Source organism: Candidatus Peribacteraceae bacterium (assembly GCA_041661065.1).
Classification (GTDB): Bacteria; Patescibacteriota; Gracilibacteria; order Peribacterales; family Peribacteraceae; genus CAIKAD01.
Genome location: JBAZVD010000001.1, coordinates 172274 through 191360, shown reverse-complemented (window position 1 = coordinate 191360; position 19087 = coordinate 172274). Strand labels below are relative to the sequence as shown.

The window sequence follows — 19087 nt, the reverse complement described above, 5'->3', positions numbered from 1 at the left end:
ACCATGAAGGATCTCCAGGTCATGACCATCGGCGGCGCGACCTTCGATCTCTTCGTGCGCACGGGAGGAGCGGCGTCCGCGGGGGCCGGCGGGCAGGAGCGGGAACTGCGCTTCCCGGTGGGGGCCAAGATCGGCGTGGAGCAGATCATCGAGACCTGCGGCGGAGGAGCGTCCAATACCGCCGTGGGGCTGAGCCGCCTGGGCTGTGCCGTGGCGTTCTGCGGCGTGGTGGGCAATGACCAATGGGGCGAGCGCATGCTCAAGAACCTGCGGGAGAACGGCGTGGATGCCTCCCCTGCCACGGTGGTGGAGGACGAGAACAGCAGCTCTTCCATCATCCTCTCCGTGGAGAGCGGCGAGCGCATCATCCTGTACAACGCGGGCAGCACCGTGCACCTGCATGACGTCACCTTCGACCGGGCCGAGGCGCAGGAACGGGACTGGATCTACCTCACGCACCTGCAGAAGGCCGGCCGCGAGATCATGGACGACCTGGCGGCCATGACGGGGGGCGAGGGGCGCATAGGCCTCACCTGGAACCCCGGCGGCACGCAGGTGAACGCCGGCTGGGACGCCCAAGAGAACCGCGCCCTGCTGGCGCACACGGATATCCTGCTCCTCAATAAGGAAGAGGCCCTGGGCTTCACGCGCACGGCCACCGTGGAAGACGCGTTGCGAACGCTCCTGAAAGCGGGAGTGAAGACGGTGTGCGTCACGGACGGGAAGGACGGCGCCACGGCCACGGACGGCACGCAGGTGTTTCATTGCCCGCCCCCGGAAGATGTGGAAGTGACGGATACCACGGGCGCGGGGGATGCTTTCGGCACCGGCCTCACGTGGGCCATCCTGAACGGTTTGGACTTGCCAACTGCGCTCAGAACAGGTACGATAAATGCTACGAGTGTCCTTGGATCTATCGGCGCACAGGCGGGACTCCTCACCAACACCGAGATGACGAAGCGGCTCTCCTCCCTTCAACTTCCTGTGCAGTCACATCCGTTGCATTCGTGATATCCATCCCCTCACCCGACCATGTCCGACGACTCCCTCGTGCACATTCAGGAACTCATCGATAGCGCGATGTCTTCGCTCAAAACCGCCCATGCCATGCTGCGGGAAATGACGGGTGTGGTGGATTCCTCGCGCGAGCGCCACATGATGCGTGCCAACGCCATCTCCTCGGCGGGCCCCGTGAGCGGGCGCGTGGTGGAGGGGGTGTTCGACGGGCAGAACATGGTGGACGCCAACGGACAGACCTACCCCGTCCCCGCCAACTACGCCAGCAAGAGCAAGCTGGTGGAGGGCGACGGCATGAAGCTCACCATCACCGACGAAGGGAAGTTCATCTACAAGCAGATCGCCCCCGTCCCCCGCCGCACCGTGCTGGGCCTGCTCATCCAGGAAGACGGCCAGTACAAGGTGCTCGCCGAGGGCAAGGCCCTCCGGGTGCTCCTGGCCTCCGTCACGTTCTACCGCGCGGAAGTGGGCGACCAAGTGACCGTCCTCCTCCCTCAGGGAGGAGACGCCAAATGGGGCGCCGTGGAAGCCGTGATCCCCAAACACATCGCCGAAGCAGCCGCCCGCGCCGGCGTGGGAGGCGAAACATCGCACGGAGAAGACGGGGAATTGAGCCCGTCTCTGGGAAAGTAGGGGGTAGGGAGTAGGTGGTACAAGAACAGAGCAGCTGCCCCACTGTTCCTGTTACGGATGTACTAAAACCTACAACCTACTACCTACTACCTGTTCCTGTGCAAGTGGCGCTTCCCCCCGCCCTGCGCTACCCTCAGCCCGCATGAAAGTCGCTCGCGTCCTCCTCCCCCTCGCCCTCGCACTTCTTCTGGTGGCGGGGCTGCTGGCGTACCTGTGGCTCAATTTGGGCAGCGCCGCACAGGCGTTCCGCATGCGCCCCCAACGGAACCCGTTGACCGCCAACCTCCAAGGGCTCTCCATGGAAGGCGAGGAAGAAACAGGGGGTGCGGCGCTCACGCACGTGCGGGAAGGCGATAGCCGCGCGCTCGCCGGGGATTGGAAGGGCGCGCAGGAAGCGTACGAAGCGGCCGTGGCCGCGGACGGCGGCGTGACGGCGCTGAAGAAGCTCGCCCTCGCACAGCTCCAGCGCCGCGATACCAAGGCGGTCTCCAACACCATCGAGCGGCTGCGGAGGGAAGGCGCCCGCGCGGAGGACCTCCTCCTCCTCTCCACGACCCTCGCCCTCCACCAGGAGAACCTCCCCCGCGCGCAGGAGTTGCTGGCCAAAGCCGGCGAATCGCCGCACCGGCACTACGGCTCCGCCCTCCTCGCCATCGTGCAGGGGGAACATCCGCAAGCCCAGGCGGAATTGCGCCTGACGCTGGACGGCTGGGATCCCGTCCTGCGCACCTACGCCCGCACGCTCCTCGACGCATACGAGGAGTTCGCGCTCTTCCCGCAGAGCCCACCCATCCACCTCTCCACCCTCCTCTCCCGCAGCCTGGCGCAGGTGCAGGAATGCGCCCTCGCCCTCCCCCTCCTCGGCCGGGTCACGGCGGAGCAGGATGATTACCGCGACGCGTGGATCGTGCAGGGGTATTGCCAGCTGATCACGGAACGCACACAGGAGGCACTGGCTTCCTTCGAACGGAGCTACACCCTGGATCCCCAGAAACCGGAAATCCAGTACTTCCTGGGACGGACCTACGGCGCCATGGAGGACCACAAGAACGCCCTCACGTTCCTGCAATACGCGCTCACGAACGGCTTCAAGCCGGAGAAGGACGTGCGTCGCGCCATCGCCACGGAAGCGGAGAAAGCCGGAGACGTGCAGCTGGCCTTTGAACAGGAGAAGATTTTGGCTACGGCATCGGGAACCGACCTGGCCTCCATCACCGCGTTCGTGGATCTCGCCCTCCGGGCGCAGCGGCAGGAGGATGCCTTCGAGGCTGCCGAAAGAGCCACCCTCCGCTGGCCGGAATCCGCTGCGGCGTATGCCCTCTTAGGATCTGCTGCGGAAGCTGCGGGGAAGACGGAAGAAGCCCGCGCCGCCTACGGACGTGCGCTGGAGCTGGACGGGACGCTGGATGATGTGAAGGGGAAGCTGCTGAACCTGTAATCGTCCCCTGACAAAAAGACCGGCTTTAAGACCGATCTTTTTGTTTTTGTCTTTTCCTCTCTGTGGACTATCAACGCCGAATCACATGAGTCGAGCGCTGAGCCCCGTTTCTGGAGAGGAGGACAGTGGGGGGAGGAGCCCCCGCTCTCTGCCTTGCTCGGGTTTCTTGTTTCTCCTCGGAACCCTCCGAAGTCCCCGTACCGGCCTGCCGCGAAGTGACGTAAGTCTCTTGGGAGGCACTGGGGAGAAGCAGGAGGCACGTCGCTGGAGCGTCCTCACTTCCGCAACGTGACATTGCAGAGCAGAGAGAGTGGTAGCCGCGGGAGCGGTCCGTGCATCCCCGGATGCGCGGAAGGTTCCTGAAGTGAGCCGAAAGGATTCGGGTCAGGCAGCCGCCGATGACGGCCACCACTCTCCCCACTCAGCGGCTGGAGATGTGTGATACGGGACTCTCCTACAGCCGCTGCTTCCCGAAAATAGGTTCTGCAACCCCTTGGGAGGGGTGTTGCTATTCTCGGTTCTTGTGTTGGTGTGAATGATCTGTGTCTTGGTACTCTTCTCTCTTTCTGTGTGTGTACGCCCCGGGGCGTGTGTGTTTGTGTGGTGATTTGCTGCCTACCCTGATCAGGATCGAATGGGGTAGGGAGCAAATCAAGGCATCGTACTCCGTATAGAAACTCGCGCAAGATTTTGCAGTGGCGTACTATGATGAATTGTTTCACGAATACATTTTGTATACAGGAGACAAGAGCGCTTTTTCCGCTAGAATGGCCGAAAATGATGTTCCGACTCCGCTTCACCCACCCCCTCGTCCCCATCCTTATTGCCCTCCTTGCCGTAACGGGCACGGTGCTGGTGGGTACGGCTCTGTTCCTCTCTCCCCGGGAGAAAACCGCGTCGGAGCTCCTGCCTCTGCAGGAGACCGTGGCCTTCTTCCATAACCTTACCCTCGCCGATGCCGAACGGCTTACCCCCCGCTTCCCCATCCTCGGGGAAATTTCTCTCCCACGGGAAGGGGGAACGGATGTGGGAATCCTGCGCCACGCGAACGGCTTGTACGGATGGGTGGTGTTCCTGGAAGGCGACGTGGTGCGCACCATCAGCTCCCGCTTTCCTCTGGATACCGCCAGCCGAGTGATTCGCGGCTCTTCCGGCGCGCTCGCCCTGCTTGCCCGGCCGGAGGTCCCCTCTCTCTCCGAGCTCCCCGATTACCGCACGCTCGCCCGCCTGGCTCCCGAGGACGGGTCGTGGGTGTTTCTCACGAAGAACGTCAGCTTCTCCGGCATCACCGAAGAGGACCGCCTGCTGATGCAACACCTCCGGGACCGCTCCTCCCTGCTGGTGCAATGGGGAACGGCGAGCGCGGCCATTTCCTTCATCTATCCCATCGCCGGCATTGCCAAGCTCTCCGCGGCTCCCCCCGCCCTCACCCCCTCCCCGGCCTTCTCCGTGGCGCTCACCTACCCGCGGGATACGCTGGAAGCCATTGCCTTGCTCCCCTCTCCCTCCGCCTCCCTCCTGCTGGAAGGCACGCTGCAACGGCAATGGGAACACCTCATGGGGACGGAAGCGAGCGCGGCCTATGACTTGCTCCCCCTGCTGGGAAGGGAAGCTTCCGTGAGCGTGCTCCGGAGCCGGACGGGAAGCAGCCTGCGCTTGTTGCTGCAGACGCACACGCAGGACCCGGACGCAGCCAGGCACATCGACCTTCTCCACCGCAGCGTCAAGCAGGCGCTCTCCACGCAGCGCATCACCCGCCAAGAACTGCCGGAGGGCTTTGCCATCACGACGATCGAAGATGATCCCGGCATCATCGAACAGACGCGAACCCAATCCGGTGCGTGGGCCGTGCGGGCCACCTTCCGCTCGGATACCGGGGAAGGACTGTGGACCGCCACGAACGGCAGGCGCCTGCTCGTGACGAATGATGCGGCATGGGCGGGGCAGGTGACGGGGAAGACGCCCCCTCTCCCCGGCACCCTTCCCCCGGGTCCCGGCACCACGGTGATGGGCGGGGTCTTGGAACGCACGGCGGCGCGGTCCTTCCTCAAGAACACCCTCAACCTCACCCTCCCCTCCACCCTTCTGGCCACGTTCGCCCCTCCGGGCGACCGGTTCCTATGGTCCGTTTCCCATACGGGGCAGGTGGCGACGGTGACGGTAGAAATGGAAAATTGAAAATGCAAAATGAGAAAAACATCATTTCCTCCGGCTGGACCTATGCAGCTCCCATTGCTCATTTCACATTTCTTCATTGCCAATTTCCCATGGTCGCTACGTCCATAACAAACCACCCAACTCGATCTGGCAATTGTCCGGATTCCCCGCTACTCTCCCCCCGATGACTTTCCAACGCATCTCCCTCTTCTGTTTGGGCCTGTCCGCCGTGGCGATCGCGGTGTCGGGCTTCCTCCTCTTCAATCCCGGCCCCAAGTTCAGCATTGAGTTCACCGGCGGTACGCTGATGGAATTGGAACTCCCCGCGGGAAAGACCAAGGAAGACCTCTCGAAGGTGGTGGCGACGTACGAGCCGAAGGACGGGGAGGAATTGGGGAATTACGCCGTGTCCGCGGTGAGGAGCGTGGGCGGCGGCAGTTCGTTCATCATCCGCATGCGACCCATTGAGAACGAGGACCATGTGGCGCTGCTCGCGCATGTGGAGCAAACGTTCCCGGGGGCCAAGGAGCTGCACTTCAACACCATCGGGCCCAGCGTGAGCCAGAGCCTGAAGAACAAGACGTTCACGGCCATCGGCATGGCGTCCGTGGCCATCATCACCTACCTCGCCTTCTCCTTCCGCAAACTGCCCCGCAAGCTCAACCCGTGGAAGTTCGGGTTCCTTGCAGTGGTGGCCTTCCTCCATGACGTCGTGGTGACGGCGGGCGTCTTCGTGGTGATCGGGCAGTTCACGAGCTTCGAATTCGACACCCTCTTCGTCACGGCCCTCCTCACCATCCTGGCCTACTCCACGAGCGACACCATCGTGATCTTCGACCGCATCCGCGCCAATTTGGGCTACGAGAACCGCTCGGAGAGCTTCGCCCAGACGGCCACCCGCGGCCTAAAGGAGAGCGTGGCGCGCACCATGGGGACGGGCATTTCCACGCTCATCATGCTCACGGCCCTCTTCTTCCTGGGCGCGGAGAGCATCCGCTGGTTCATCCTGGCCTTGATCTTCGGAATCGTCATCGGGACGTATTCCTCGTATTTCGTCGCTTCCGCGCTGCTGATCAGGTGGAAGTGAAGAAACTCGCCGCCGGCCGCACGCAAGCCACCCTCACCTTCAATGAGGCGGAGGTGACGCAGGCGGAGGAAATCTCCCTCAAGCGCAAGGCTTCCGGCGTCTCTGTGCCGGGTTTCCGCCCGGGCAAAGCCCCGCTGGACATGGTGCGGAACAAAGCGAATCCGGAGGACGTCCTCGATGACGTGGTGCGCTCCCTCGTTTCCCCCTTCCTCCGCACCCTCGTGGAGGAACACAAGATCAAGCCCATCATCCCCCCCTCCATCAAGGTGGAGACCCTCAAGCCCTTGAAGGTGACCCTCACCTTCGTGGAGAAACCCGCGGTGAAAGTGAAGGGGGCCGACAAGATCCGCATTTCCAAGACGGAGCCCAAGGCGGACGCCAAGGACGTGGAACGGATGGTGCAGTATTTGCTGGAACAGGAACGGACGTACACGGAAGTGGACCGGGCCGCCAAGGAAGGCGACCAGGTGACGATGGACTTCCACGCCACGGACAAGGAAGGCGTGGATGTGCCGGGCACGCGCGCCACCGGGTACGCCAACATCATCGGGAGCAAGTCCCTGCTGCCGGGCTTTGAGGAGGCGCTCCACGGGCTCAAGAAGGACGAGCAGAAGAGCTTCCCGCTCACCTTCCCCGCCCAGTACCACGCGGAACACCTGCGGGGAAAGCCCGTCACCTTCCACGTGGGGGTGACGAAGGTGGAGGAGACCCGTACGCCGGAACTGACGGAGGAATTCGTGAAGAAGCACGACCTGGGGAAGACCCCCGAGGACCTCAAGAAGCGCATCGCGGATTCCCTGCGCGCGCAGGAGGAGGAAACGGACCGGCAACGCCGCGAGCGCGAGCTGTACGATGCCGTGGTCAAGGCGACGCAGGCGGACCTGGCACCGGAACTGCTGGAACAGGTGGAGCGCTCGATTTTGGAAGAGATGGAACACGAGCTGGGGAAGCAGAACATGACGCTGCAGGATTGGATGGAGAAGACCAAAAAAGCCCCGGAAGCAATGCGCAAGGACCTGCAGGAACAGGCCAAGCGGCGACTGCTGCTGCGCTTCGGCATCGAGGAACTGATGGAGGAACGGAAGATTGCCGTAACGGAGGAGGAAATGGGCGCCGTCGTCTCCGGCATCCTGGGCTCCGTCCCTCCGGAGCAGCGCGAACAGGCCGTGGGCCGCCTCGCGAAAGGCAGCGAGGAGTACGAGCAGCTCAAGTGGCGGAGGATGGTGGAGAAGTTGGTGGAAGAGATGCTCCGGTGATAGGGTACCTCCATGCTCTCCCGCCGCACGCACATCACCATCATCGTCATACTCACGCTCCTTCTTGCGGCCGCCTTGGCGGTGGCGCGCGGAAAAGGGTTGCTGGGGAGCGCCACTTCCGCCTCCCTGCCTGATTACGTGGTGGAGGAGATCCGCGTGCTCCCCTCCCCCGTGCAAGCCGGCAACCCTTACACCATCCATGCCGTGGTGCGGAACCTGGGGGCGGCGGGGGCCACGCGCGGCAGTTACGTCCAAGTGAGCATCGATGCCGACAATGACGGCGATTGGGATACCCTCGGCATTCCGGTCATCCTTGCCGCCCTCCCTGCAGGTGCATCGCAGGAAGTGCGATGGGAGAACGGCGGGGAGACCCCTCAGGTGGATTGGCAGCCGCAGGTGGGAATGCACCGGATTCGGATCTGTGCAGCCATCCCCACGGAAGACGCGGATTTCCAAGTGCAGGAGGCGGACACCCTGAACAACTGCAGCGAAACGACGGTGACGGTGCTCACGAAGGAATAAGCTGAAACGGGGAATAAGCACTCACTCTCCCATGTCCAGCTGCTCGAGCTGCGGGAACTTCTGCAGGATTTCCTTGCGGAATTCGGGGTTGATCTCCATCACTCGCTTGTATTCCAGCAGCCCCTCCCGGTACATCCCTTTCTTGCCGTAGGCATCCGCCAGGTTGATGCGCGCTTGGGCGAAGTTCGGCTTGATCTCCAGCGCCCGGCGGAACGCCGCGATGGCGCCGTCCACATCCCCGCGGTCCCGGTACAGGTTTCCCAAATGGAGATAGGCATTGACGGACCGGGGATCCGCTTGGATGGCGCTCCGGAAGAGCCGGAGAGCGCGGTCCGCTTCCCCCTGCGCCTGGGCGATGCGCCCGAGCCCGATGAAGGACGGTGCATAGGCGGGATCCGCGCGCAGCGCTTCCCGGTACCGGAGGATGGCACCCTCCGTATCCCCTTCCCCCGCGGCGAGTTCGCCCAAGTTGTGCGGCAGCGCCGCGCTCCCGGGATTGCGCGCCAGTGCTGCCTGCAGGAGCGTGGCGCTGTTGTTCCATAAGAGGCTCCTCCGCCACGCCCCCCACCCCGCGGCAAGAAGAGTGACCGTAACCGCGGCAATCGTGGCGGCGCGCAATGCGCGGGAAGAGAGGAACCGGTCAAGCGCCAGGCCGAGGAGGAAGAGGAAGCCGACTTGCGCAAGGTACATGTACCGGTCAGAGGTGACGTACACCGCGCCGGCCTTGGAGAACGTCACGAAGGAAGGAAGGAGGAAGAGGAGCGCAAAGCCCAGCCCGAACGCCAGGGAACGGGTCCGCCGCAGGGACCGGAGCGTGAGGCCGCCCAGCGCCGCAAGAAGGAGGAGGGGGAGGAAGAACTCCGGGGAACGCGGCGTCACGGGGGTGTGCTGGAGGAAGAGGAGCGAGAAGCGCGGGAAGAGGAAGAGCGACGGAGAGAGCACGGCGCTCTTGGCTGCCAGCAGCGCGGTGTGCACCGGAGGCAGCGCCTGCACGTTGGCCTCCTTCCCCGCGAGGCCGATGAGCAGGAATACGGCGCTGAGAAGGAAGAAGGGAATTTTTTCCCGCCAAGCATCCCTTCCCCGTCCTCCGCCCTCTTTCCAATCGAGGAGGAGATAGGCAAAGGGGAGCACGATGGCGGCAGGCTTGGCGAGGAGCGAGAGCAGGAGGCAGAGGAACGCCGACCAAAATGCCGGACGGCCTCCTCCTTGCCGGTACCGGAGGTAGGAGAGCAGGGAGGCCAGCGCGAAGACCGCACTGAGCACGTCTTTCCGCGCGCTCGCCCACGCCACCGCTTCCACGTTGAGCGGATGGACGGCGAAGAGAAGCGCGCACGGCAGCGCCGCCTTCACCCCCACCTTCCTCAGAAAAGCGTAGACCAGGAAAGCGGCGATGATATGGAGGATAAGGCTTGTGCCGTGGAACACGGCCGGTTGAAACCCGAAGAGCGCGTGCTCCACCTGGTAACTGACGATGGTGAAGGGCACGTAGAGTTCCGGATCGTAGGACGTAAAGGCTGCCCGCACCGTATGGGGGGAGAGGGACCGGACGATGGGATTCTCCGTGATCAACTTGTCGTCATCCCACAGCACGAAACCGTTCGAAAGGGACTGCCCGTACACGAGGAATACGGCAAGCGGCAGAAGGAAGAGGATGAGCCGGGACCGCGTCAGTGCGACCATGCCGGGCATTGTACAAGGCGGCGCTACCGCATCCGAAGCTTCTTGCGACTCCCACGGGAGGAACCGGCTTTCACCTTGCGTACGGGCACGGCTTGCTTGCCTCCGCCGCGCCACCACACGCTGATTTTCCGTTCGGGATTCGCTTGGCGGATCATCCCGCAGGTCTTCCGGTGCACGATCACCTCGCCCTTGCGGGAGATGGACCCCACGATGTCCCCCCGTTCCCCTTCCTGCGGGGCGCAACACTTGGCGAAACGGACGGGCATGGGCACCCCTCCCTCCACCTCGATGACCGCTTCGGAGGGGCGCACTTGACTCAGGCGGCGCGGCACGGGGATGGAGCGTGCGTTCGCCAGCGCATCCACGTGGAGGAAGAGCGACCCCACCTTCTCCGACCCCTGGCCGATCTTGAAGAGCAAGTCCTCCCGCTCGGTGAACTGCAGTTCCCGCCCGTCGTAGAACTTGAGGAGGGTAAGGTCGTTATCCAGCGGCGGCTTATGCCACTTGCGGAGTTCCGCGTTGACGGCCTCCCGCCCCTGCGCCACGTAATCTTCGCGGTGCAGGGCGTAGAGGTGCCGCTTGAGGCGGGAACGGGACGAAGCCATCTTGAGGAGCTGGAGCCACTCCTCCGAAGGCTGCGGCACGCGGTGCGTGAGGATATCCACCACGTCGCCGTTCTCCAGCTCGTAGGAGAGGGGAACGATGGAGCCGTTCACGCGGGCGGACTTGAACCCCAACCCCACCTCGGTGTGGATCTGGAACGCGAAATCGAGCGGCGTTGCCCCCTCGGGAAGCTCCACGATGTCGCCCTTGGGCGTGAGGACAAAGATGTGGTCCGCCAGCTGGGGCGGCAACCCCCCCTCCTCCAGCGTCTGCTGCTGGGTGAGCACCTGATGGAGCTGCACGCGCTGGAACGCCTGCGCCGCCGTGCCACCTTCCTTGTAGCTCCAGTGCGCGGCGATACCGAACTCCGCCTCGCGGTGCATGTTGAACGTGCGCAATTGCACCTCCACGAGCACCCCTTCGGGCACGCCGGGGAGCTTGGAGAGCGTGGTGTGGAGGCTGCGGTACCCGTTGGGCTTGGGGAAGGAGATGTAATCCTTGAAACGGTTGGTCATGGGCACCCCCATGCGGTGGAGAAAACCCAGCGTTTGGTAGCACTCCTCCTCCGTGTTCACCAGGACGCGCAGCCCGAAGATGTCGGGCAGACGGTCCACCTGCGAGACGGACTTTAGGTGCATCTTGTGGAAGATGCTGTACGGCTGCTTCTCCCGCGCATACACCTCCGAAGCGATCCCTTGCAGCGCCAGCGCGGCGCGCAGTTCTTCGGCCGCTGACGGGAGAAAGATCCCGTACCGCTTCCGCGTTTGCTGGAGCTGGACCGCTATGGCTTCCGCATCGTCGGGGTACACCACGGGAAAGGCCAGCGCTTCCAGCCGCTGCTTGAAGCTGTGGATACCCAGCCGAGCCGCCACGGGGGCGAAGAGGTTGAGCACGTCGCGGGCGAGGTGTTTCTTCTCGTCCGCGGGGAGCAGGAACAGGTGGTCCAACGCGTACTGCCGCTCGGCAAGGACCACGAGGATCACCCGCACGTCGTCGCTCACGGACACCAGCATCACGCGCAAATCTTCCACGGAATTGCGGCTGCCGCGCATGGTGACGTGGGAGAGGAGATGGATGCCCGAAACGAGCCGGCGCACCTCGGCACCGAACTGCTCTTCGATCTCCGGGAGGGAGATCTGGCGCGTTTGGAGCGCGTGCTGCAGGAGGCACGCGATGACGGTGTCCTCATCCGGCTCAAAGGGCGCCAAGAGCTGCGCCACCCCCAGCGCGTGCGCCACGAGCGGCACCTCCGTCCAGTGTTCCTTCCCCTTGTAGAGCTGCTCCGCAAGCTGGAACGCGGCCTTGAGCCGTGATTCGCTGTACCCCGCGCTCGGGCCGTTGAGCTTCTTGAGCAGGGGCGCTACGGTGGACATCCAGAGGGACATAGGCGTGGAAACCTAAAGGAGAAGCGCATTCTAGCACGCTCCGGAAAAGGAGAGACAGCAGAGTGTACGCTTTTTAGGCGTCAGGAACCCAAGGAAAGGAATACAGGAAGAAAGGATGCAGGAATGGTTTTCCTCTCCCCCTACTCCTCCGTATCCAGGACCAATGTCACCGGACCTTCATTCACGAGGCCCACCTCCATCATCGCACCGAACTCCCCCGTGTGGACCTTGGGAACTCCCAGCGTCCGCAGCTTTTCGACGAAGTAGCCATACACCCGTTTGGCTTCCTCGGGCGCCGCAGCGGCGGTGTAATCCGGCCTCCGGCCTTTGCGCACATCCCCCGCCAGCGTGAACTGGGAGACGACCAGCGCTTCGCCTTTGATATCCAAGAGGGAGCGGTCGTTGATCTTGCCGTCGGTGCCCTCAAACAGCCGCAACCCCGCCACCTTTTCCGCCAACTTCTCCGCTTCCGCCGCCATATCCCCCTTCATGACGCAGAGGAGGATGAGGTACCCCTTGCCGATTTTGCCGATCACTTTTCCGTCTACCGTGACGGATGACTGGGAAACGCGCTGGAGGACGAGACGCATGGGAGGAGTATAGAGGATTGAAACTGGCCTAATCCTCTTGACATACTGCCGGGGAGGGATACACTACCCCCTGTCCGAAGACCGAGGGCACAAGGCCGCAGGCCGAAATAAGCCCCTCCGAGGAATACAGCATCGGTCACTCGGCCCCGGCTTGGTGGTTCGTGCCGTGTTCCTCGCTGGTCTCCCGGACAAAAGAAGGGAGACCTTCTTTTTATACCGCAATTCCCTCAGTCCCTTCGTCCCCATCCCTCATCCCTAAACCATGGCACTCACGAGAGACCAGAAAGCGGCACAACTGAAGGACCTTAAGGATAAGCTTGGCAAGGCACAATCCGTCATCTTCGCCAATTACATCGGTCTCACCGTGGCCGAGGTGAGCGACCTGCGCAAGAAGTTGCGCGTGGGGAACGCGGAGATGAAGGTGGCCAAGAAGACCCTCATGTCCATCGCCGCAAAGGAGCAAGGCATGCCGGAGCTGCCGGAAGCCATGATGAGCGGGCCCGTGGCCTGCATCTTGAGCTACAACGACCCCATCACCGGCGCCCAAGTGGCCTTCTCGTACGCCAAGGACCACCCGCAAGTGAAGTTCCTGGGCGGCTTGTTCGAGGGAAAGCTCCTCTCCCAAACCGATGCCACCACCCTGGCCAAGATCCCCGGCCGCCAGGTGCTGCTGGCTCAATTCGCAGGGATGATCCGCTCCCCCCTCACGTCGTTCGCCGGCATGTGCGCCTCTCCCCTTTCCGCCTTCGCCCGTGCTCTGTCCGAGAAGGCGAAGAAGATGCCCACCGCTCCATCCTCCTGATTCCTCATCATTCTACATTCTACATTCTTCATTCTTCATTCCCCCTCCCCATCATGGCAGACGCGACCGTCACCCTCAACGCCGACGAGAAGGCAGTGATCTCTGCCCTCGAGAAACTGAACGTTATCCAGGTCAATAACGTCGTGAAGTACATGGAAGAGACCTACGGCATTTCCGCAGCCGCCCCCGCAGCCGTTGCCGCCGCCCCCGCCGCAGGCGGAGGAGCCGCAGCAGCCGACGAGGAGAAGACCTCCTGGAACGTGGAGCTCACCGATTCCGGCGCCCAGAAGATCGCCGTCATCAAGGTGGTCCGCGAAATCACCGGCCTCCCCCTCGGCGAAGCCAAGGCCAAGGTGGATGCTCCGCCCCAGGTGCTCAAGGAGGACGTACCCACTGACGAGGCTAAGAAGTTGAAGGAGAAGCTGGAGGCGGCTGGAGCGAAAGTGACGCTCAAATAAGGAATCCCAAGAAACCAAGGAAACCGAAGAAACCGAGGAGGATTCTCCCCGGTTTTTCTTCGTCGGTTTCCTCGGATTCTTCGGCTTCTTCGGTTTCCTCCCTGTTCTACCATCCATTGACATGTGCTCCCAATACCCCTACAGTCTCCCCAGCAATTCCTTCAAACTCCGGTCATTAGCCTGGAAGAAGGAAACTGCGACCTTTATTCTTTTTTCTTCTTTTTATGGCTGACCAGCAGCTCCAGTGCCGCGATTGCGGCGGTTCCTTCACCTTCACGGATGGTGAGCAGGAATTTTATAACTCCCGTGGTCTCAGCGCCCCCCAGCGCTGCAAGGACTGCCGCCAGAAGCGCAAGAACGAGCGCCTCGCCACGCGGCAGATGTACCCCGCGGTGTGCGCCAAGTGCGGCAGCCAGTGCGAGGTGCCCTTCAAGCCGCGTCCGGTTGAGGAAGGCGGCAAGCCCGTCCTCTGCAAGGACTGCTTCTTCAAGGAGAAGGACGCCATGGCGTCGTAATTCAGCTTTCAGCTTTCCGTTGTCAGCTATCAGTACGCGCAAAGAAAACCCCGTCGAAAGGCGGGGTTTTTTCATTGATCCCATGACACTTGCGCCAATCACTGACCGCTGAAAGCTGATACTGACGGCTCCTCCGGGCGTACAATCCCAACAATGCACACACGAAACCGCCATCTCGAAATAGACCTCCTGCGCACGATCGCGGTCGTGATGATGGTCGTCTACCACGCGGCATTCGACCTCTCCTTCTTCTACGGCCTGCCCTTTGGCGCGATTTCCGGGGGCTGGTTGATTCTCCAGCGCTCCACGGCGAACCTCTTCCTGCTCCTCGTGGGGATGAGCTTCGCCGTATCGTACGGTCGGATGGAAGCTAAGGGAGCATCACGTCGGAACATCCTGATGAAGTACGCGCGGCGCGGGTTGTTCGTCTTCCTCTGCGGAATGCTCGTGACGGCCGTCACCTTCTTCGTGGTGCCGGAAGCCTACGTGCGTTTCGGAGTGCTCCACATGATCGGCGTCTCCATCCTCCTCCTCCCCTTCCTCATGCCGCTCAGGGAAGGGAACCTAATTCTGGCCATTGCCGTCTATTTCCTGGGACGGGTGACGGGAACCGTGCCGGAAGGGTACGGGATCTTCCTCCCGTTCGGATGGATGCCCGCGGGCTTCGTCTCGGTGGATTACTTCCCCCTTTTCCCCTGGATGGCGACGATCCTCCTCGGGGTAGCGGTGGGGAATGCGTTGTACAATCGGGGATGGTTACGGTGGCATGTGAGGGATCATCGATTCTGGCAGATTATGACGACGCCGGGTCGCCATGCCCTGGAGATCTACCTGATGCACCAGCCGATACTTTTTGGCTTGCTGTGGGTCTATTTCCAGTACGTGAAGGCCTCTTAACGATACCGAGGACACGCGCTACAATGACGCCATGGCAACCAACGGTTCGGAATCCGGCAATGATGAGATCCAGCCTTGCGTAGACTTCGTCCGCGGGCAGCATGGGGATGCAGCCGCTACGGAATGCGAGGAGTTCCTGAGAGCCCACTTCCCTGAGTGCACCGTGGACGGAATGATCGACCGTGAGAAGCTGAGGCAACTGCTCGTGCAAGCAATAGACCTTCCGCGCGCCCAAACATTAGAAGCCATACGGGAAACGCGGCAGGAACAGATTGATGCTTCCGTACCCGTTGAAGGGTAAGAACTGAACAATTCCGCATCCGCCCTCTCATGACCCCCGCGCTCCTCGCCGGCATCGCCGGATCGGTGATCCTCCTCCTCGGCGCCGCCCTCCCCGAACGACGCTTCACGCAACCCGTCCGTTCCCTTAAGAACTGGCTCTTCGCGGTGGGCGGGCTCTTCATGTTCGCCTACGCCTTCCTCAACTGGCGGGCGGGAGGACCCGTGTTCTTCGTCTTCCTCCAAATCCTCGTGAACGGCAGCAGCGTCTTCATGATGCTCAATACGAGGGACACGATCGATACCCCCGTCATGGTCATCGCAAGCCTGGCCTTCGTTGCCTGGTCACTGTTCCTCTTCGAAGGACTCTCCACGGTCTTCTTCATCATCGGCCTCTGCGGCCTGAGCGTGGGGTACGTGATGGAAACCGGCACCGTGCGGCGCGCCGCTGCACTCACGATCGGCGGCGCCTTGATCGCGCTCTTCAGCTACGTGGTACGGGATTGGGTGTTCCTGTGGCTCAACGTGTTCTACGCGCTCCTCTCGGGCTACCAGACGTGGCGATTGGTGTATCGGGCCGGGAAATGATGATATGGGTTATTGTTTGATGAAAGTGATCGGCATACACTGCAAGCATCCCCCTTTCCTTACCCGTTTATGAGCGGCAACAGTGAACAATTCACCCATGACAAAGAGGAGTTCTTAACGTTCATTCAGTTTGCGTACGAACAAGAACAGCACGACAAATGTGCTGCCACGATTCAGGAGCGCATCAACAACGGAACTGTCCAGACCCTGGAGCAATTACACGCCCTCCTTGATGACTTACTTGCCGAAATCTTTAAACAAGAGAACCAGGGTATTGATAATATGTATATCGGGGGAGACGATTGTTGCGACTTCGATTTAGTCCATTGATCTTCGAGCCACCGGAGGCCGCGGCGCGTCTCTACGGAAATCAATCGTTGGATTTTTTGATTTCCTTGGTTTCTTTGGTTTCCTTCTCCCATCACTCATCGCTTCCACAAACGCCGCCCATGCCCTACAATCCCAACCGATGTCTTTCCAGACACGTCGGATTGGCGAGGCTGAGCAGCCCCGCTCGTTTCCCAGGCTACGATCCCTTTTCCTCTGGCGTATGGCGGGAGCGGTTGGCCTCACCCTCGTCTCCCCTTTCCTCTTCCTGCTGCGCAAACGCAGGGAACGGCAACAGCTGGCCGAGACGCAGGAGCGGCGCACCGGGATCCTCAAGCGCATGCTGCTGGTGCTCCTGGCCATCTTCCTCTCTCTCGCGGTCCTCGCCGGGGTGGCCAAGGCGCTCGTTGCCTTGAATGTGGTGAATATCCGCACCTTCCTCAACATCGCGGGCGCGGATTTGCCGCGGGACGAGAACGGCTTCACCAACTTCCTCCTCCTGGGAAAAGGGGATGACGACCACGACGGCTTCGATTTGACGGACACCATGATGGTGGCCAGCGTGGATCCGAAGACGAAGAGCGTGGTGATGCTCAGCATCCCGCGCGACCTGTACGTGAAGTCCGCCGTGATGGGGGAAGGGCGCATCAACCTCCTCTACCGGGATTACAAGGCTTCCCTCATCCGCCGGCAGGACATGGAGAAGGCGGAAGCGGCGCAACTGGCCTTGAAGGAACTGCTCAATGAAGTGGGAGGCAAGCTCCACGTGCAGCTCCACCATGCGGTGATGGTCAACTTCAGCGGCTTCGTGGATGTGGTGGACGCCCTGGGCGGCATCGACGTGGAGGTGCCCTACGACATCGTGGACCGGGAGTACCCGGGGCCGGATTGGACCTACCAGACGTTCGAAATCCATGCGGGCCCCACGCACCTGGACGGCGAAACGGCGCTCAAATATGCCCGCAGCCGCCACACCACGAGCGACTTCGGGCGCAGCGCCCGCCAGCAGCAGATCATCCAGGCGTTGGGGGAGCGCGCGAAGACCGTGGGCATCGTCAAGAGCCCCCGCAAGATTCTGGCCCTCCTGCGCATCCTCTCCGCGAACGTGGAAACCACCATGAACGGCCAGGAGCTCCTGGGCGCGGCCAAGATGGGCGAGCGGCTGGAACGCTCCCGCGTGATCAGCATGCAGCTCAATGACCGCAACGGACTGTACACGGGCTTCGCGGAGGCCGGAGGCTTCCTCTACACCCCCCCGCGCGAGGATTTCGGCGGTGCGGCCGTGCTCCTCCCCGTCGTCACCCCCCCGGATTCCCCCCTGGAGAACTCCGGCTGGCGGCAGATCCGCACGTTCTTCTCCCTCCTGCTCAACACCCGCACCCTGTACCTCCAGAACCCCCGCATCTCCGTCCTCAACGCCGGCGCCAAGACGGGAATGGCGGCGCGCATCGCCACGGAACTCATCCGCTACGGCTTTACGGTGGACCGCGTGGAGAACGCCGAACTCCCTCCCTCGCCCGATTCCAAGGCAAGACGCGGCATCCTGCCCACCTCCGCCGTCTCCCCGGCCGTTCGAGGTGCGGAAGAGTCCTCCGGCTCTGAAGGGGAAGAAACGGCTGCCGCGGCATTCTTCTCCGACCTCCTGGGCTTCCCTCTCGCCCCCCTCCCCGTGGATTTGCCATTGGAACAGCAAGGACAGGTGACGATCCTGCTGGGGGAGGACTACGCCTTCCGGCCCTTCCATGAGGTGCTGAAGGAATCGGCATCCTCCTCTTCTTTGGCCACGCCATGAGGGATGTCCAGAATCGCAGGATGGCAGGAATCCCCAAGGAAAGAATCCTGATAACCTGAATCCTTGATATCCTCCCTGTATTCTTGGAACCCTGTATTCTTGGAGCCCTGTATTCTTGATTCCTTTCCCGGCTGACCCAGCTCCCTTCCCCTATGACCCCCCGCGAGATCATCGCCGAAGCTTGGGCCATTACGAAGCGGGAGAAGCCCCTCCGCCGCTGGGGCATCGCCTCGTCGTTTCTGGAGACGCTCTTCGCCACCAAGCTCCTCATTTACCAAGCATGGTTCTTCGTCTCCTACATGCAGGGGAGGCCCATCGGCTTCTTCGATGACGTGCTCTGGCTGCAGGCACGCGTCCCCACTGCCGCACTCGTGGCCATCGTCACCGTGTTCCTCGTGCTCCTGGCCATCGAGTGGATCTTCCCCAACCTCGCCCGCGGCGCCATCATCGGCCTCACGGCCAAATCCCACCGGAAGGAGGAGGTGAAGGGCGGCCTGGTGCTGGCGATCTACAACTTCTTCCCCATGCTGGGTCTCCACGAGCTCTTTGTGCTCGCCAGCCTGGCCAACACGGTGACCATCATTTCCCTCATCCTCCGCTACATCGCGGGGGACTTTAAGTACGCCATGATCGGCTTCGTGGTGCTCTTCTGGATCATTTCCAACATCCTCAAGTTCATGGCCAGCTTCGCGGAGCCGGCCGTGGTGGTGAAGCGCGTGAGCATTTTCGCGGGGCTGGGATCCAGCTTTAAGCTGATCCTCAGCTACCTGAACCACGTGATGTTCCTGTGGCTCCTGCTCCTCGTCATCACCATCCGCGTGGCCTTCAACGCCCTTCTGGTGCTCCTCATCCCCACGATCGCGGTGGGCATCGGCCTTCTCCTCGCCAACGTCCTCTCCCCCCTCTACACCCTCCTCATCGCCATCGGCATCGGCGTCCTCCTCCTCTTCATCGCCAGCTACTTCTTCGCCTACCTCCACGTGTTCAAGGAGGCCGTGTGGACGGTGACGTACTTCGAGCTGAAGAAGCACAAGGATTTGTTGGTGATTGAGGAATGAGGA

Annotated in this window: 19 protein-coding genes; 16 read left to right on the top strand and 3 right to left on the bottom strand. The window is 62.2% G+C overall.

The window, feature by feature from the left end; genetic code table 11:
- Window positions 1-3 precede the first annotated feature (3 nt).
- From WC698_00665 to WC698_00635, 7 genes are all read left to right on the top strand, one after another.
- Window positions 4-1011, top strand: a complete 1008-nt coding sequence (locus WC698_00665) for a carbohydrate kinase family protein (GenBank protein ID MFA6038767.1) — start codon at window positions 4-6, stop codon at window positions 1009-1011.
- 21 nt (window positions 1012-1032) lie between these two features.
- Window positions 1033-1650: a hypothetical protein gene (locus tag WC698_00660; protein MFA6038766.1), complete on the top strand. Its 618-nt coding sequence runs from the start codon at window positions 1033-1035 to the stop codon at window positions 1648-1650.
- A gap of 142 nt (window positions 1651-1792) precedes the next feature.
- Window positions 1793-3088 (top strand): tetratricopeptide repeat protein, encoded by a 1296-nt coding sequence (locus WC698_00655; protein ID MFA6038765.1) that lies wholly within the window; start codon window positions 1793-1795, stop codon window positions 3086-3088.
- Between the two features lie 777 nt (window positions 3089-3865).
- Window positions 3866-5266: a hypothetical protein gene (locus WC698_00650; GenBank protein MFA6038764.1), complete on the top strand. Its 1401-nt coding sequence runs from the start codon at window positions 3866-3868 to the stop codon at window positions 5264-5266.
- Window positions 5267-5429: 163 nt separating this feature from the next.
- Window positions 5430-6332, top strand: coding sequence for a protein translocase subunit SecF (gene secF / locus WC698_00645; GenBank protein MFA6038763.1), 903 nt, complete (start codon window positions 5430-5432; stop codon window positions 6330-6332).
- Window positions 6323-7588 carry a trigger factor gene (tig, locus tag WC698_00640; protein MFA6038762.1) on the top strand — a complete coding sequence of 422 codons (1266 nt, stop codon included), beginning with the start codon at window positions 6323-6325 and terminating at the stop codon, window positions 7586-7588. The genes secF and tig overlap by 10 nt, the downstream gene beginning before the upstream one ends.
- Window positions 7589-7600: 12 nt before the next feature.
- Entirely contained in the window at window positions 7601-8110 is a 510-nt protein-coding gene (locus WC698_00635; GenBank protein ID MFA6038761.1) for a CARDB domain-containing protein, read from the top strand.
- A 21-nt stretch (window positions 8111-8131) separates the two neighbouring features.
- Here the strand turns inward: WC698_00635 and WC698_00630 are convergent, their stop codons facing one another.
- The 3 genes from WC698_00630 to dtd all read right to left on the bottom strand — a co-directional run bounded on the left by WC698_00630 (window position 8132) and on the right by dtd (window position 12368).
- Window positions 8132-9790 (bottom strand): tetratricopeptide repeat protein, encoded by a 1659-nt coding sequence (locus WC698_00630; GenBank protein ID MFA6038760.1) that lies wholly within the window; start codon window positions 9788-9790, stop codon window positions 8132-8134.
- Window positions 9791-9813: 23 nt separating this feature from the next.
- Window positions 9814-11766 carry an HD domain-containing protein gene (locus tag WC698_00625; protein ID MFA6038759.1) on the bottom strand — a complete coding sequence of 651 codons (1953 nt, stop codon included), beginning with the start codon at window positions 11764-11766 and terminating at the stop codon, window positions 9814-9816.
- Between the two features lie 152 nt (window positions 11767-11918).
- Window positions 11919-12368, bottom strand: a complete 450-nt coding sequence (gene dtd, locus WC698_00620; protein MFA6038758.1) for a D-aminoacyl-tRNA deacylase — start codon at window positions 12366-12368, stop codon at window positions 11919-11921.
- A 262-nt stretch (window positions 12369-12630) separates the two neighbouring features.
- Here dtd and rplJ point away from each other — a divergent pair, with 262 nt between their 5' ends.
- The 9 genes from rplJ to WC698_00575 all read left to right on the top strand — a co-directional run bounded on the left by rplJ (window position 12631) and on the right by WC698_00575 (window position 19084).
- Window positions 12631-13170 (top strand): 50S ribosomal protein L10, encoded by a 540-nt coding sequence (rplJ, locus tag WC698_00615; protein ID MFA6038757.1) that lies wholly within the window; start codon window positions 12631-12633, stop codon window positions 13168-13170.
- 53 nt (window positions 13171-13223) lie between these two features.
- On the top strand, window positions 13224-13628 hold the full coding sequence (gene rplL, locus WC698_00610; protein MFA6038756.1) for a 50S ribosomal protein L7/L12: 405 nt from the start codon (window positions 13224-13226) through the stop codon (window positions 13626-13628).
- Window positions 13629-13852: 224 nt separating this feature from the next.
- Entirely contained in the window at window positions 13853-14143 is a 291-nt protein-coding gene (locus WC698_00605) for a zinc-ribbon domain containing protein (protein ID MFA6038755.1), read from the top strand.
- A gap of 153 nt (window positions 14144-14296) precedes the next feature.
- Complete coding sequence (locus WC698_00600; protein ID MFA6038754.1) at window positions 14297-15040, top strand: heparan-alpha-glucosaminide N-acetyltransferase; 744 nt, start codon at window positions 14297-14299, stop codon at window positions 15038-15040.
- 31 nt (window positions 15041-15071) lie between these two features.
- Window positions 15072-15341: a hypothetical protein gene (locus tag WC698_00595; GenBank protein ID MFA6038753.1), complete on the top strand. Its 270-nt coding sequence runs from the start codon at window positions 15072-15074 to the stop codon at window positions 15339-15341.
- Window positions 15342-15370: 29 nt separating this feature from the next.
- Complete coding sequence (locus tag WC698_00590; protein MFA6038752.1) at window positions 15371-15907, top strand: hypothetical protein; 537 nt, start codon at window positions 15371-15373, stop codon at window positions 15905-15907.
- Window positions 15908-15976: 69 nt separating this feature from the next.
- Window positions 15977-16237, top strand: coding sequence for a hypothetical protein (locus tag WC698_00585; protein ID MFA6038751.1), 261 nt, complete (start codon window positions 15977-15979; stop codon window positions 16235-16237).
- Window positions 16238-16457: 220 nt separating this feature from the next.
- Window positions 16458-18026: an LCP family protein gene (locus WC698_00580; protein MFA6038750.1), complete on the top strand. Its 1569-nt coding sequence runs from the start codon at window positions 16458-16460 to the stop codon at window positions 18024-18026.
- 152 nt (window positions 18027-18178) lie between these two features.
- Entirely contained in the window at window positions 18179-19084 is a 906-nt protein-coding gene (locus WC698_00575) for a hypothetical protein (protein MFA6038749.1), read from the top strand.
- Window positions 19085-19087 lie beyond the last annotated feature (3 nt).

Coding starts and splice junctions, on each gene's coding strand:
- WC698_00660 (MFA6038766.1), top strand. CDS start 1,033: ATGTCCGACGACTCCCTCGTGCACATTCAGGAACTCATCGATAGCGCG.
- WC698_00605 (MFA6038755.1), top strand. CDS start 13,853: ATGGCTGACCAGCAGCTCCAGTGCCGCGATTGCGGCGGTTCCTTCACC.
- WC698_00595 (MFA6038753.1), top strand. CDS start 15,072: ATGGCAACCAACGGTTCGGAATCCGGCAATGATGAGATCCAGCCTTGC.
- WC698_00575 (MFA6038749.1), top strand. CDS start 18,179: ATGACCCCCCGCGAGATCATCGCCGAAGCTTGGGCCATTACGAAGCGG.
- WC698_00655 (MFA6038765.1), top strand. CDS start 1,793: ATGAAAGTCGCTCGCGTCCTCCTCCCCCTCGCCCTCGCACTTCTTCTG.
- rplJ (MFA6038757.1), top strand. CDS start 12,631: ATGGCACTCACGAGAGACCAGAAAGCGGCACAACTGAAGGACCTTAAG.
- rplL (MFA6038756.1), top strand. CDS start 13,224: ATGGCAGACGCGACCGTCACCCTCAACGCCGACGAGAAGGCAGTGATC.
- WC698_00590 (MFA6038752.1), top strand. CDS start 15,371: ATGACCCCCGCGCTCCTCGCCGGCATCGCCGGATCGGTGATCCTCCTC.
- WC698_00630 (MFA6038760.1), bottom strand. CDS start 9,790: ATGGTCGCACTGACGCGGTCCCGGCTCATCCTCTTCCTTCTGCCGCTT.
- secF (MFA6038763.1), top strand. CDS start 5,430: ATGACTTTCCAACGCATCTCCCTCTTCTGTTTGGGCCTGTCCGCCGTG.
- WC698_00585 (MFA6038751.1), top strand. CDS start 15,977: ATGAGCGGCAACAGTGAACAATTCACCCATGACAAAGAGGAGTTCTTA.
- WC698_00635 (MFA6038761.1), top strand. CDS start 7,601: ATGCTCTCCCGCCGCACGCACATCACCATCATCGTCATACTCACGCTC.
- dtd (MFA6038758.1), bottom strand. CDS start 12,368: ATGCGTCTCGTCCTCCAGCGCGTTTCCCAGTCATCCGTCACGGTAGAC.
- WC698_00665 (MFA6038767.1), top strand. CDS start 4: ATGAAGGATCTCCAGGTCATGACCATCGGCGGCGCGACCTTCGATCTC.
- WC698_00580 (MFA6038750.1), top strand. CDS start 16,458: ATGGCGGGAGCGGTTGGCCTCACCCTCGTCTCCCCTTTCCTCTTCCTG.
- WC698_00650 (MFA6038764.1), top strand. CDS start 3,866: ATGATGTTCCGACTCCGCTTCACCCACCCCCTCGTCCCCATCCTTATT.
- WC698_00625 (MFA6038759.1), bottom strand. CDS start 11,766: ATGTCCACCGTAGCGCCCCTGCTCAAGAAGCTCAACGGCCCGAGCGCG.
- WC698_00600 (MFA6038754.1), top strand. CDS start 14,297: ATGCACACACGAAACCGCCATCTCGAAATAGACCTCCTGCGCACGATC.